Origin of the sequence: Pseudomonas sp. (genome assembly GCF_037994325.1) — a bacterium.
Taxonomy (GTDB): Bacteria; Pseudomonadota; Gammaproteobacteria; order Pseudomonadales; family Pseudomonadaceae; genus Aquipseudomonas.
The window spans coordinates 1-13,668 of sequence record NZ_JBBNAH010000161.1 but is presented as its reverse complement, the minus strand read 5'-3'; the positions used below and the strand labels follow the sequence as shown (position 1 = coordinate 13,668).

At 58.9% G+C, this 13,668-nt stretch carries 11 protein-coding genes; 6 read left to right on the top strand and 5 right to left on the bottom strand.

Going from position 1 to position 13,668, the window contains the following annotated elements; genetic code table 11:
• The first annotated feature begins 394 nt into the window (after window positions 1-394).
• Window positions 395-1,837 (top strand): hypothetical protein, encoded by a 1,443-nt coding sequence (locus AAAB16_RS05450; protein WP_340662423.1) that lies wholly within the window; start codon window positions 395-397, stop codon window positions 1,835-1,837.
• Window positions 1,838-1,932: 95 nt separating this feature from the next.
• Here AAAB16_RS05450 and AAAB16_RS05445 read toward each other — a convergent pair whose 3' ends face one another.
• The 3 genes from AAAB16_RS05445 to AAAB16_RS05435 are packed head-to-tail and all read right to left on the bottom strand — an operon-like array spanning window position 1,933 to window position 5,142.
• Complete coding sequence (locus tag AAAB16_RS05445; RefSeq protein ID WP_340662422.1) at window positions 1,933-3,177, bottom strand: lipoprotein-releasing ABC transporter permease subunit; 1,245 nt, start codon at window positions 3,175-3,177, stop codon at window positions 1,933-1,935.
• A complete protein-coding gene (lolD, locus tag AAAB16_RS05440; RefSeq protein ID WP_340662424.1) occupies window positions 3,177-3,884 on the bottom strand; it encodes a lipoprotein-releasing ABC transporter ATP-binding protein LolD in 708 nt (235 codons plus the stop codon). The genes AAAB16_RS05445 and lolD overlap by 1 nt, the downstream gene beginning before the upstream one ends.
• Window positions 3,885-3,891: 7 nt before the next feature.
• Complete coding sequence (locus tag AAAB16_RS05435) at window positions 3,892-5,142, bottom strand: lipoprotein-releasing ABC transporter permease subunit (RefSeq protein WP_340662421.1); 1,251 nt, start codon at window positions 5,140-5,142, stop codon at window positions 3,892-3,894.
• 152 nt (window positions 5,143-5,294) lie between these two features.
• On the opposite strand from AAAB16_RS05435, the gene AAAB16_RS05430 reads away from it, so the two are divergent.
• From AAAB16_RS05430 to AAAB16_RS05420, 3 genes are read left to right on the top strand one after another with little or no spacing between them, the layout of a single operon-like run.
• The gene (locus AAAB16_RS05430) at window positions 5,295-5,873 is read left to right on the top strand and encodes a PilZ domain-containing protein (protein ID WP_340662420.1); all 579 of its coding nucleotides are present in this window, start codon (window positions 5,295-5,297) and stop codon (window positions 5,871-5,873) included.
• Between the two features lie 31 nt (window positions 5,874-5,904).
• On the top strand, window positions 5,905-6,231 hold the full coding sequence (locus AAAB16_RS05425) for a phosphodiesterase (RefSeq protein ID WP_340662419.1): 327 nt from the start codon (window positions 5,905-5,907) through the stop codon (window positions 6,229-6,231).
• Between the two features lie 24 nt (window positions 6,232-6,255).
• Window positions 6,256-6,978 (top strand): glycerophosphodiester phosphodiesterase, encoded by a 723-nt coding sequence (locus tag AAAB16_RS05420; protein ID WP_340662418.1) that lies wholly within the window; start codon window positions 6,256-6,258, stop codon window positions 6,976-6,978.
• 51 nt (window positions 6,979-7,029) lie between these two features.
• On the opposite strand, the gene sthA is transcribed toward AAAB16_RS05420, so the two are convergent.
• A complete protein-coding gene (gene sthA, locus AAAB16_RS05415; protein WP_340662417.1) occupies window positions 7,030-8,424 on the bottom strand; it encodes a Si-specific NAD(P)(+) transhydrogenase in 1,395 nt (464 codons plus the stop codon).
• Between the two features lie 173 nt (window positions 8,425-8,597).
• Complete coding sequence (locus AAAB16_RS05410; RefSeq protein WP_340662416.1) at window positions 8,598-9,602, bottom strand: FAD:protein FMN transferase; 1,005 nt, start codon at window positions 9,600-9,602, stop codon at window positions 8,598-8,600.
• A 173-nt stretch (window positions 9,603-9,775) separates the two neighbouring features.
• Between AAAB16_RS05410 and AAAB16_RS05405 the strand changes: the two genes are divergently transcribed.
• Together AAAB16_RS05405 and AAAB16_RS05400 are read left to right on the top strand one after the other, a co-directional pair.
• Window positions 9,776-10,315 carry a chalcone isomerase family protein gene (locus tag AAAB16_RS05405; protein WP_340662415.1) on the top strand — a complete coding sequence of 180 codons (540 nt, stop codon included), beginning with the start codon at window positions 9,776-9,778 and terminating at the stop codon, window positions 10,313-10,315.
• A gap of 282 nt (window positions 10,316-10,597) precedes the next feature.
• The gene (locus AAAB16_RS05400) at window positions 10,598-13,597 is read left to right on the top strand and encodes an inverse autotransporter beta domain-containing protein (RefSeq protein WP_340662414.1); all 3,000 of its coding nucleotides are present in this window, start codon (window positions 10,598-10,600) and stop codon (window positions 13,595-13,597) included.
• Window positions 13,598-13,668: the final 71 nt, after the last annotated feature.

The window sequence follows — 13,668 nt, the reverse complement described above, 5'->3', positions numbered from 1 at the left end:
ATGCACTGACCATGCTGTATTGGCGCTGGTGGGTGCGCAGCAGTTGGAAGAAACGTCAGGCCAAACGCCGGGAAAAGTCAGCGGTTTGATCTGCGCCAGCAGCAACCCCACTCAGCAGAAAAACGCCGCTTCGTGCGGCGTTTTTATTTTTGTCGACGGGTAAAACGGTCACTTTCCCTCGCAACTTAGCCGGCACTCCGGCGTATTGCCGCGAATTTACCCAATCCATACCCGGAGCTGGCCGGCTGTGGCCGCCCGCGCGCTGCTAGACACTGGCGTAGACGGAAATCCTCCCGTCCGCCTTGATGGCGATTAACTTGCGCACGTTGAGCGTATTTGCCGCAACAGCAGCAGTGCTCAGCTCACGCGCTAAGCAGTAAAGGAAGGATTCGACATGAGTATCAAACGCTCAATCCCCTATCGCTTAACCGCTAGCACCTTGCTGGCTTTGGCATCACTTGTCAGCGTGCCGCAGGCTCAGGCATTTTTAAACGGCACGATTGTCACCAACAACGATGACGCTCCCAGCTGGTCCGCGTTTATGGGCAGCGAGTGCTCCGCCATACAATTGACACCTCATGTGGCGGTCAGCACTCGTCTGTGCATTTTGGACAATTCGGACTTGCCGCTTTTCTACCCAAAAAGCTTGTCGTTTTTGGGTGGCTGGACCCTAGCGATCTATGAGGGCGTCGACAGCTACCGCAACGTCCTGGGCGAGGTAGGCCTGGCTATTTTAGATCCGTCACTTCCGGCTACCGAGGCGGCCGATATCCTCAGCTACAAGGAGGAAAGACAGCTATTGGTCGATGGCAATGATGACCTTACGGTCGGCGCAAAACAGGTACTGGTCAGCGGCACCCCGAATGATTCGAGCAACGATCGCCGCGTGACCATCACACAATGGTATGCGGGCAAAGGCAGCGAAAAAAATGCGCGCCCACTGATCTACCGCTCGGTGGGCCGGTACCACCAGTTGGAACCATCACGCTTCGATTTCTACAGCCCCAATCCGATATTCACCCCGGAACTGCTCGACAATCTCTACGTACAGCGCAACCTCAACGACAGGCAAGTCAACGCGATATTGCTGCTGACCGTCGGTGTAGAGGATGACCCAAGTAATGACATTGTCAGCCCAATAACCGATCAAGACCGAGGCGGGGGCGTGTTCTATAAACGCGCCGATGGCCGACTGGCGTTGACCGGTTTGATTAGCACATCTCACGTCCTTACCCGTCTGAGCCACTATTGGCCCTGGGCGTACCAGCAGATTTTGCGCAGCGGTTTAAAAGACGAAGCCATCGCTTTTAGCCAAAAGGTACTGGGAACAGGGAACTGGGGTAGTAATGACCGCCAAGGCCAACTGGGTGATATTTACGTCTATGACAACCCGTATAACCACGAGATCGAGTTCTTCCGGCTTATCCGCTTAGGCAGCGAACAGCGCTACTGGTACTTCCCAACCGACAAGCGCGACAACTACTTCTGGAAGTACATGGGTACATCGTTACCAACCATTGAAGAAGCCGTGGGGCCAGAGATGTCGAACACGCCTGAACAACGCAGCGAGAGAAGTGTAGTAGCCACTGCTAGCGCCAGCGCGTTCCCGGAACTCGACAAGTTGCCAACGCCACCTGAATTGATTAAACCGGTCACTACCACCAACACCAGTTTTGGCACTGAAGCTACTGCAGTGCGCAGCCCAAGCATCGACAGGCCGCAAGGTACTCGGCTTGAACCGATAAATAAGCCCACCGGCAACCTCAGCACCAGCGCTAGCGCAGCACCAAACTGGCAAGAGTTCCCCACTGGAAAGCTCTCGCCGCTACCACGCTAGGTTTCACCTGATCGGTTGCCGCCCATAGAGCAGCCACTACTAGCAGTGCAAAAAAAAACGCCGCATAACGCGGCGTTTTTTTTGCAGTCGCACGGTTATTCGTAGCGCAGCGCTTCGGCCGGCTGAATCTGCGCCGCACGCCAAGACGGATAGAGGGTGGCGAGAAAGCTGAGGATAAACGCCGCGCTGCAGATCAGCACCACATCCAGCGCCTGCAGCTCGGAAGGCAAGTTGCTCACAAAGTAGACGTCGGAGCTAAAGATCTGCTGGCCGCTGAGGCGCTCAATCCAGCCCACCAGCGCGCTCACATTCAATGCCGCCAAGACCCCGAGCACGCCGCCAACCACAGTACCAATTACGCCAATCACCGTACCCTGGACCATAAACACGCCCATGATCTGTCCGGGTGTAGCGCCTAAAGTACGCAGAATGGCGATGTCGCCGCCCTTATCGGCCACCACCATAATCAGCGTGGCGATGATATTGAAGGCGGCCACGGCGACGATCAGCAACAAGAGCAGACCGATCATGGTCTTTTCCATTTTCATCGCGCTAAACAGGCTGCCCTGGGTCAAGGTCCAGTCGCTGGCGCGGTAGCCTTCGCCCAGTTGCTTGGCAACAACCGCCGACACTTGCGGCGCTTGGTACAAGTCTTTGAGCGCCAGCCGCACGCTTTGCACTTGGCCGCTTTGCAGGCGTTGCAATTGGCCGGCGTCGGCAATGCTGATCATCGCCAGCGAACCATCCAGTTCGGCGCCCACTTTAAATACGCCCACCACATTCAAGCGCTGCATACGCGGGGTAATACCGCCCGCTGCGTCGCTCAGTTCTGGAATGATCAGGGTCAGTTTGTCGCCCACATTCAGGCGAAAACGGCGGGCAGTGATTTCACCGATCACCACGCCAAATTCGCCGGGTTTCAGAGCGTTAAGGCTGCCTTGCACGATGTGCTTACCGATGATGGAAACCTTGGGTTCTTCGGCGGGGTCGATGCCGTTGATTTGCACCGGCTGCATCATGCCTTTGTAGGAAAGCATGCCTTCCAGTTCAGCAAACGGCACGGCGCCAGTCACGTTGGGGTTTTTCATCGCCTCGCTGGCTACGTCTTTCCAATTGGAGATTGGCTGCACGCCGGCAATGGTCGCATGCGGCACCATGCCCAAAATTCGCGAGCTCATTTCCTTCTGGAAGCCGTTCATCACCGACAGCACCACGATCATGGCCAACACGCCAAGGGCCAGGCCGATCATCGAAGTCAGGGAAATAAACGAGATGAACTGGTTACGGCGCTTGGCGCCGGTATAACGCAGACCGATAAAAACGCTGAGCGGGCGGAACATCAGGCGGCCACCAACTTGCCGTCTTCCAGACGCCAGATGCGGTCCATCTGCTGAGCCAGTTCCTGCGAGTGGGTCACTACCAAGAAGGCGGTTTTCGAGTCGCGGCTCAGCTCCAGCATCAGGTCTTGAATACCTTGCGCGGTGTGATGGTCGAGGTTGCCGGTAGGCTCGTCGAGCAGCACCAGGCCCGGGTTGTTGACCAAGGCACGGGCAATGGCCACACGCTGACGTTCACCACCAGAGAGCTCAGCCGGCTTGTGTTGCAGGCGATGGCCAAGGCCGACGCGCTCCAGCAGTTTGGTCGCGCGCTGGCGCGCTTCTGGAATCGCCACCTTGCCGATCAACAGCGGCATGCAGACGTTTTCCAGGGCGGTGAATTCCGGCAACAGGTGGTGAAACTGGTACACAAAACCGAGGGCGCGGTTACGCAGCAGGCCACGGTTCTTTTCACTCAGTGCCGACAGCTCTTCGCCGGCTAGCCACACGCTACCGGTGCTCGGTGTATCGAGACCGCCGAGCATATTCAGCAAAGTGCTTTTGCCCGAGCCGGAGCTGCCAACAATGGCCACGCGCTCGCCGGGGTACAACTCCAGTTGCAGGTCGGCGAGCACCACCACTGATTGCGGGCCCTCGTCGTAGCTTTTGCCCAGGTTGCGGCAGCTGAGAACGGCTTTGTCCCGCTGTTCTTGGTTGGTTGTGGCTTGCATAGCGACATTACTCATAACGAAGCGCCTCCGCGGGCTGGGTGCGCGCCGCACGCCAGGCTGGGTAGAGAGTGGCGAGGAAACTCAACAGCAAGGCCGCGCCGCAAACTTGCAGCACGTCTTGGGCCATTAATTGCGAAGGCAGGTAGTCGATGAAATACACATCGGCGTTAAGGAATTTAATCCCCAGCAGGTTTTCCAGGCCGGCGATCCAACCGCTTACGCAGAGTGCGGAAATCATCCCCAGCACGGCGCCGATGGCGGTGCCCACCACACCAATCACGGTGCCCTGCACCATAAAGATGGTCATGATTTGCCCGGGCGTGGCGCCGAGGGTACGCAAGATGGCGATATCGCCTTTCTTGTCGTTCACCACCATCACCAGGGTGGAAATAATGTTGAAAGCAGCCACCGCAACAATCAGCAGTAACAACAAGCCGATCATGGCTTTTTCCATGCGGATGGCTTGGTACAGGTTGCCGTGGGTGCGGGTCCAGTCGCGGGCGTAGTACTGGCGCTCGCCCAACTGCCCGGCGATTTCCCAGGCGGTGCGCGGCGCTTGGAACAAGTCAGCAAATTTCAGGCGCAGGCCCTGCACTTGATCGGCCTTCCAGCGATGCAAGCGGGCGATGTCGTGGATATTGGCCATGGCCAGGAAACCGTCGATTTCACCGGCGCCGACATGGAAGATGCCCGCCACGGTGAAACGTTTCAGGCGCGGGAACATACCGGCTGGGGTCACCGTTACTTCCGGGGCGACAAAGGTCAGCTTGTCGCCGACTTTAACGCCCAGTTTAGTGGCCGCCTTGTCGCCGATGATAATGGCGAACTCGCCTTCTTTTAGCGCCTCGAGGCTGCCCTCTTTAAAGAAGTTGTTGATGATCGAGACCTTCGCCTCTTCATCCGGGTCGATGCCGTTGATCAACACCTTGGACACTTTGCCGTCGTGGGTCAGCAGCCCCTGCATTTGCGTAAACGGCGCCACTGCCACTACCTGCGGGTGCGTGAGCACCTTGTCCGCCATGGCGTGCCAATCATTGATCGGGCCCGGCGACTCCACCGTGGCGTGGGGCACCATGCCCAGCACGCGGGTGCGCATTTCATAGTCAAAGCCGTTCATCACCGAGAGCACCACGATCATGACCACCACGCCCAGGGCGAGGCCAATCATCGAGGTCAGGGAGATAAACGAAACAAAATGATTTCGGCGTTTGGCACGGGTGTAACGTGCACCGATAAAAACGGACAGCGGTCTGAACATAAGAGAAGAGTTTTCGCTGAGGGAGGGGCATCCTGCTGTACACAGTCCAACAGTGGCTAGGCAACAGTGGCAAGGCTGGCCTTGCGGCCTTACACTTCGGGCACACCGCTTAGAGCTAAGGCTCTGACAACCACCGCAGCCATGGGTTCGCCATGACGTCAAACGATGAAAGTGAGCGCCGCGAATACTATCGCATCGCCGATACGATCGCACTGGAATTCAGCCTGCTGTCCGGCGCCGAAGCGGTGGCCAGCGAAGCCCTGCACGACGACTCGCCGCTGTTCAATTTACTCAGCGATTTGCACCTCTCCGACTTCGAATCGCAGCACTTGCTGCGCCATATCGGCGAGCGCGACCGCACCCTGGCCAGCTACCTAAAAGTAGTGAACAAACGCATCGACCTGCTTGGCCAGGCGCTGGCGCAGAACCTGGTGCGCGAAGTGGGTGTACCGAAGCGGGTGACTTTGTCCGAAGGCGGCGTCAGTTTCGAACACTCGCAAGCGGTGCCCAGCGGCAGCCATCTGGCGGTAAAAATGGTGCTGATGCCGCAGGCGTTGGGTCTGCTATTGCGCGCGCAGGTGGTTCACTGCCGTCAGCAGGACAATGGCTTGTATGAAATCGGCACCGAGTTCGAAGCGTTGACCGACGCACAGCGGCAATTATTGGCCCGGCATATTCTGCAAAAGCAGGCGATGGAACGTCGCCAAGCCCGAGAAACGCCCAACAGCTAAGCTGTTGGCAGAGCGCAGAAGAGAGCCACCCATGCACCGCCCAACGTTGTTACTAAGCCTGCTCCTTGGCCTGCTGCCGCTGGCAGCCCAGGCCGACACCATCGAAATTCCCGTCGGCCAGCAAGGCGACAGCCATACCCCACTACCCGCACGCGGCCAACTGCAGCGCAGTGTGCTCGACCAATTCGGCCTGCCGGATGAAGAGCACAAACCGGTCGGCAACCCGCCGATCACGCGCTGGGACTACCGCGACTTCAGCGTGTATTTCGAAAACACCCATGTGGTTGACGCCGTTCGCCACCATGAACCGCGTGCCGCGCAACCGCCTGCACCAGCCACACAACCCGCTGCCAATTAACAACGACCTCAGCAAGGAGCAACCGTGACCCTGATCTACGGCCATCGCGGCGCCAAGGGCGAAGCCCCGGAAAACACCCTGGCCAGTTTTCAGCAGTGCCTCAAGCACGGGGTACGCCGCTGTGAACTGGACCTGCATCTGTCCCGCGATGGCGAGCTGATGGTGATCCACGATCCCACCCTCAAGCGCACCACTGGCCACCGCGGCAAAGTGGTCGAGCACGACGCCGACGAATTGGTGACCTACGACGCCCGCAAAGGCGGCCCCGGTTTTGTGCAGCCAACACCGATTCCGCGCCTGGCCGAGCTGTTCGAAAAATGCGATTTCGAGCACTGGCAGTTGGAAGTCAAAAGCGCTTCGCGGGTGCGTGCCGCACGTACCGTGCTGGCCATTCGTGAGCTGGCGCAGCAGTACAACCTGCTGGACAAAGTCACTGTCACTTCAAGTTCGCGGGAAGTGTTGCGTGCGTTAGTGCGCCTGACGCCCGATCTGGCTCGCGGTCTGGTGGCCGAATACGCCTGGCTTGATCCACTGAAAGTGGCCCAGGCCTACGGCTGCACGCTACTGGCGTTGAATTGGACACTGTGCACCCCCGAACGCCTGCTCAAGGCGCAGAAGCAAGGGCTGCATGTGTCGGTGTGGACGGTCAACGAACCGGCACTCATGCGCCGGCTCGCCGACTTCGGCGTGGACAGCCTGATTACAGACTTTCCCGGTTTGGCCAGCGCCACGCTGGCGAGTCGCTAACCCCGAAAATGTCCTTCTCGCCGACCGGCTCAGGCCGCCGGTCGGTGCCGGTCAAAAAAGCCGGTTGAGGCCGTCGAACGCCGCTACCCGATAGGCTTCGGCCATGGTCGGATAGTTAAACGTGGTGTTGACGAAATACTTGATGGTATTGGCCTCGCCCTGCTGGTTCATGATTGCCTGCCCGATATGCACAATCTCCGAGGCCTGATAGCCAAAGCAGTGCACGCCGAGAATCTGCAGGGTATCGCGATGGAACAGCAGCTTGAGCATGCCCACCGGTTCAATGGCGATCTGTGCACGCGCCATGCCTTTAAAGAACGCCTTGCCGACTTCGTACGGGATTTTCGCCGCGGTCAGTTCCTGCTCGGTTTTACCGATTGAGCTGATTTCCGGAATCGTATAAATGCCGGTCGGCACGTCATCAACAAACCGCCAGCTGCCGTTCTCGATAATGCTGCCGGCTGCCGAACGGCCTTGGTCGAACGCGGCACTGGCCAGGCTGGGCCAACCGATTACATCACCGGCGGCATAGATATTCGACACGCTGGTGCGGTAGTGCTCGTTAACCTCGACCTGGCCCCGGCTGTTGACCTTGATACCGATATTTTCCAGGCCCAGTTTGTCGGTGTTGCCGGTACGGCCGTTACACCAGAGCAAGGCGTCGGCTTTGATCTTTTTGCCGGACTTGAGGTGCAGCACTACGCCGTTGTCCAGGCCTTCGATGCGTTCGTAATCTTCGTTGTGGCGCACCAGCACATTGTTATTGCGCAGGTGGTAGCTCAAGGCATCGGAGATTTCGCCATCAAGGAAGCTCAGCAATTGGTCGCGGTTGTCGATCAAATCGACCAGCACGCCTAGGCCGCTGAAAATCGAGGCGTACTCGCAACCGATCACGCCAGCGCCGTAAATAATCAGGCGGCGCGGGGTGTGGCTAAGGGTAAGGATGGTGTCGCTGTCGTACACGCGCTCATGGGTGAAGTCGATATCGGCGGGGCGATACGGGCGTGAGCCGGTGGCGATGATGATTTGCGCGGCCACCAGTTTTTCCACCACGCCGTTGGGGCACACCACTTCAATGGTTTGCTCATCGGAGAAACTGCCGGTGCCGTAGAACAGGTCAACGCGGTTGCGCGCGTAGTAGCTGGTGCGCGAGGTCACTTGCTTGGAGATAACGCGCTCGGCGCTTTTCAGCACGTCGGGAAAGGAGAACCAACGCGGCTCGCCAATCTGGCGAAACATCGGGTTGGTGTTGAACTGCATGATCTGCCGAACCGAGTGACGCAGGGCCTTGGACGGGATGGTGCCCAGGTGCAGACAGTTGCCGCCGACCTCGCGCCGGTTATCGACCACCGCCACTTTTTTCCCGGCCTTGGCAGCGTTCATTGCCGCCCCCTCGCCCGCCGGGCCCGAACCCAATACCACCACGTCGTAGTTGTAGACCGCCATGTTCACTCCTCTGGAACAGCTCAAACCTGCTGCGTAGCTTAGCTACGGCTTTGTGTTGCGCACATTAGCGATTGGTAGCGGCGTAGGCGAGTGTTGTGTTCACTACATTCTTACGACCCACTCGGTGAGTTACCTCTCGCGCTTGCGGCAGAGGGCAGCGAATCACCGCTCGCTTATTCACCAAACTCCCGGCGATACGCATCGGTTGCCTGGCTACTAAACCCCTCGCCCACCCGGCTGACAAATAACGCCGCAACCCCCTGTTCCTGAGCAAAGGCAAAACCCCGCTCCGGCCCCAACACCATGAGTAAAGTCGAAAGACCGTCAGCACGCAGGGTTGAGCGGTCGAGCACCGTTACTTCGGCCAAATGATGAGTAATCGGCGCGCCGGTTCTTGGGTCAAGGGTGTGCGAGTAGCGCTGGCCGTTGCGCTCGAAATAGTTGTGGTAATCGCCCGAGGTCGACACGCCCCAACCGTCCAGCGCGAGCACCTGTTGCGCCACTTTTACGTCGTCGCGGGGCGCTTCGATGGCGATTTTCCACGAAGAACCATCGGGCTTTTTGCCGGCGACTTTAAGCTCGCCCGTGACGTTCAGCAGGTAGTTGTTAATGCCGAGCCCGCCCAATAACGCGGCGATACGGTCCACCGTATAACCGGCGACGATACTGTTGAGGTCGAGTTGCAGGGCGATGTCTTTGCACAGTTGCTGGCCATCAATGCGCAGATACGCCTGGCCAACCAAGGCCTTGGCTGCGGCGATCTGTTCAGCGGAAGGCACCTGCTGAGCGCGCGATTGCGGGCCAAAGCCCCACAGGTTCATTAATGGCTCGACGGTGATATCGAAGGCGCCATCGCTGTCTTCCCAAAGCTTGCCGGCGACACGTACCAGCTCCAGCACCGGTTCTGGCATCGGCGCGCAGCGATTGGCAGGCAACGCATTAAAGCGGGAAATATCGGAATCGGCACGCCAGGTAGACATCTGTTGGTCGACCTCGGCCAACACGCTTTCCAATTGCGCCTGCACCTCGCGTACAGCGGGCGTGTGTTCGCCGGCGACATAACTCAGCGAGTAGTGGCTGCCCATGGTTGGGCCGCTGAACTGCTCAATTTGCGCGCCGCAACCGGTCAGAAAACAGGCTGCCAAGAGGAGGAAAAACAGGCGAAGTCGGCCGGACAAGGTGGCGTCTCATAAGATGGCGCGTGCGGGTGCGCAAGGATAGCGCTGCACGCACCGGCTGGGCAGCCGGATTTACGACAGAGACCTCGTCGCATCTGGCAACAGTGGCCGGTAAAGACCTGTCATCAACAAAGCCTTATGCTGGCAACGCCCCTGTCGCCACGAGCCCTGCCATGCGCCTTTCCATTGCCTTGCTGTTCGCCCTACTGAGCACCCCGCTGTTGGCCAGCGAGCCCCTGCAGCAAGCGGCCTTCCCCACCGAACAGCAGCAGTTGCAACGCAAAAACCAGACGGTGCTTGATTACCTGTGGGTGGATGTCTACGCGGCGGCGTTTTATACCGAGGCGCAAACCACGCCGCAGCAAGCCGTGCAACAGATGCGCAAACAGCGCTTGGAGCTTTACTACCTGCGCAATATCGACCGCAGCGACGTAATCAAAGCCGCCTGGACCACCCTCGAACGCCAACACCCCGCCAACGAACTGCAAGCCCTGCGCGCCGAAATCGAACCGCTGCAAGCCAAGTTCTACGACATTCAGGCAGGCGACCGTTATGCCCTCAACTACAGCCCCGAGGGTGGGCTGACGCTGGAGCTAAATGGCAAACAGGTTTATCAGAGCAGCAGCCCTGAATTGGCTCGCGCCTACCTGGGTATTTGGTTAGCTCAGGATGGGCTGTCGGATAAGTTACGTGAGCGACTGCTAGCCCCGTAGGGCGGCTGCGACGCGGCACAAAGAACACGTCCACACCCCACTACCAGCACGGTATCGGTCCCCACTGAAATAGAGAAAAAGCCCCAAGCACAGCGAAACGGGTCTTACATCCACACGCTCTGTGTGCCACGAGAATTCCAGGGTTCTCAATTCTCGTGGAATCAAACGCTCATGCAGTCCATAACCAGAAGACTCCTAGGGCTGTACCTAGTTTTCTGCCTCGCCTTTTCCCCTCTTTTCCCTGGCATCGCTTTCGCGCAAGCCGGAGCCACCACTCAGCGATTGAACCTGCCCGAACTGGGCGGTGCGCCAACACAGACGGTGACCCCACCTAAGGAACGCGAGCATTCCACGCAATGGCTCCTGGCCGCTGACACCGACCAAGGCCTGGCACCTGGCGAGGGCCGTGAGCGCATTGGCGGAACCGATGAAGCCATGGCTTATGCCACTGGCGCCCTGTCTGGCGCGGTGAGTGGCGCGTCCCAAAGCTGGTTCAGAAGCCATGGCATTACCTCGGCACTCGCCTTAGGTGCTGGCCAAGGCGGGCTAAAAGGCGGCAGTCTAGACCTACTGGTACCGTTCTATAACGCCACTAACAGCCTGCTATTCACCCAGCTCGGTGTACGCCGCGCCAACACTTACACCGAAGAGCACCGCACCACCACCAACCTGGGCCTTGGTTATCGGCATGATATTGGCGACTGGATGCTGGGCCTCAATGGCTTCTACGACCGTGACCTGACCGGCAAAAACGATCGCCTGGGGGTTGGTCTGGAAGCCTGGACCGACTTTTTCAAACTAAGCACTAACCTCTACCAGCCGCTGTCCGACTGGAAAACGTCGCCCGACCAACTCGGTTATGTGCAACGCCCCGCAAAGGGCTGGGATATGCGCGCCGAAGGCTACCTGCCGGCTTACCCACAACTGGGTGCCAAGGTGGCGTACGAGCAGTACTACGGCAAAGACGTCGGCCTGTTCTCTGCCGACGACCGTCGCAAAGATCCTCACGCCTTGAGCCTGGGCGTTATTTACAACCCCGTGCCCTTGGTCGGCCTGAGCGTCGACCATCGCATCGGCCAGGCCGGCCAGAGCGACACCTCGGCCAACCTGACCCTCACCTACCGCCTGGGCGAGCCCTTGGCCAGGCAGCTTTCCTCAGCCAACCTGCTAGCCAGCCGAATGCTCGAACGCATGCGCTATGACCTGGTGTCACGCAACAACGAAATCGTTCTGGACCATAAGAAAGACCTGGTAGAACTGCGCCTGGAAGCGGTTATCTCAGGTACGGAAAACACCACGGTGCCGCTGCAACTGGCTGGCGCCGAAGCGCTGCAAAGCCTGAGCTGGACCGGCACCGCCGCCGGCTTCATCCTAACCAAAGGCCGCGCTGCGCAAACCTTGCTGAACCTGCCGGCCTATAACCCTGACGCCACCAACACCTACAGCCTTCAGGCTGTTGGCGTTGACCGTGCCGGGCGCACCGTCGTCTCCAACCTGGTCAGCGTAGTGGTGTTGTCCGTGGGTATCACGGTAGCCGCCAACCCTGATTCCATTGAGGCAAACGGCAACAGCAGCACGACCTTGCGCGCGACAGTTACCGATGCCAAGGGCAAGCCAGTTGATACCGGCGTGAATGTGAACTGGACCACCAGCGCTGGCAAACTCTCCGGCACCGCGTCCACTACCGATGCCAATGGCGTCGCCACCATCGAGCTGACCAGTCCAACCAAAACTGGCACCGCAACGGTTAAAGCCACCGCCAATAGCGTCACCCACTCGACTACCGTGACGTTTACCCCGGGCGCGGCCAGCAAGCTGCAGCTCAGCGCCACGCCGGCCTCGATCACTGCCGACGGCAATGCCACTGCCACCTTGAGCACAACCGTTGAAGACGCACACGGCAACCCGTTGGGTGCCGGCCTAACCGTGAACTGGAGCAGCACTGCTGGCAACCTCGCCAGCCCCACCTCCATAACCGATGCCAACGGCGTAGCCACCAACGTACTGACAAGCCCAACCACCGTTGGCTCTGCGACCGTGCAAGCCAGCGTCAACGGCGCCAGTAGCAGCGCCAGCATTACGTTTACCGCCGGTGAGCCTGGAGGCATCGTACTGGCCGCGACAAGCACGTCGATTCCCGCCAACGGCACTAGCACCTCGACCCTAAGCGCAACCGTTAAAGACCCCAAAGGCAACGCCATCAGCGGGCAAATCGTTAACTGGACCACCACTGCCGGCTCTCTCGCCAGCACAACCGCCACGACCGACGCCAACGGTGTCGCCACAACCGTGCTAACCAGTTCAACCACAGCGGCAATCGCCAGGGTGCAGGCAACGGTTGGTTCCCTAAGCGAATCTGCCACCGTGACCTTTGAGGTCGGGGCACCTGCCAGCGTTAGCCTTACACCATCAGCACCCTCGATTACCGCCAACGGCAGTAGCACATCGACCCTAAGCGCAACCGTCAAAGATGCCTATGGCAATCCAATCAGCGGAGCAAGCGTGAGCTGGACCACGTCCACCGGTACGTTGGCCGATACTACATCCCCCACCGATAGCAACGGTGTGGCAACCATGGTGCTAACCAGCTCGACCAGTGCCGGGCTAGCCACCGTGCAAGCCAGCATCGGCGCAGTGAAAGCCACTACCGCGGTTACTTTTACGGCCGGCCAGATCGCCAATATCTCCGCAAGCGCTTCCGCCAGCGCAATCGTGCCTAACGGCACCAGCACCTCGACCCTGAGTGCCACCGTCAAGGATGCGTATGGCAACCCGGTTAGTGGGGTAACGGTGAACTGGGGCTCTGTTGCTACCATCGGCACTAATGGCACATTGTCCGCATCTGCCTCCACAACTGACGCAAACGGTGTGGCCAGAACAGTACTGACCAGCTCCAAGGAGATCTCCAGCTTAATTGCCCGAGCGAAAGTCGGTAATTTGTATTCGCAAGCCATCGGCATTAACTTCACGGCTTCGCTCACCTTAAGCCTTTCACCCGCAGGGCAAATTCCGGCAGGCGGCCAAGCTACGCTTATCGCAACGGTCACAGGGCCTGATGGCCAGCCAGCTTCGGGAGTGGTGGTGAACTGGGCTTCCGGTGCCAAGCCAGCAGAGCTTTCTGCAGCAAGCTCAACATCAGATAGTAACGGCCGTGCCACCGTAACGGTGCGTAATAAAAATGATTCTGTGAACGTGGCGCAGAGCAAGGTCGGTCTTTTCGGAAGCGTCGCTGGAACGAGTTATGGCGACAGACCGAGTTTGGTCGTCCAACTCGGGTTTTGAGTGTTAGCGCAGAGCACCGACAAAACATCGGTGCCTCCAGTCACGCCAAGAGCGAACGCTAAGCCAAAAAA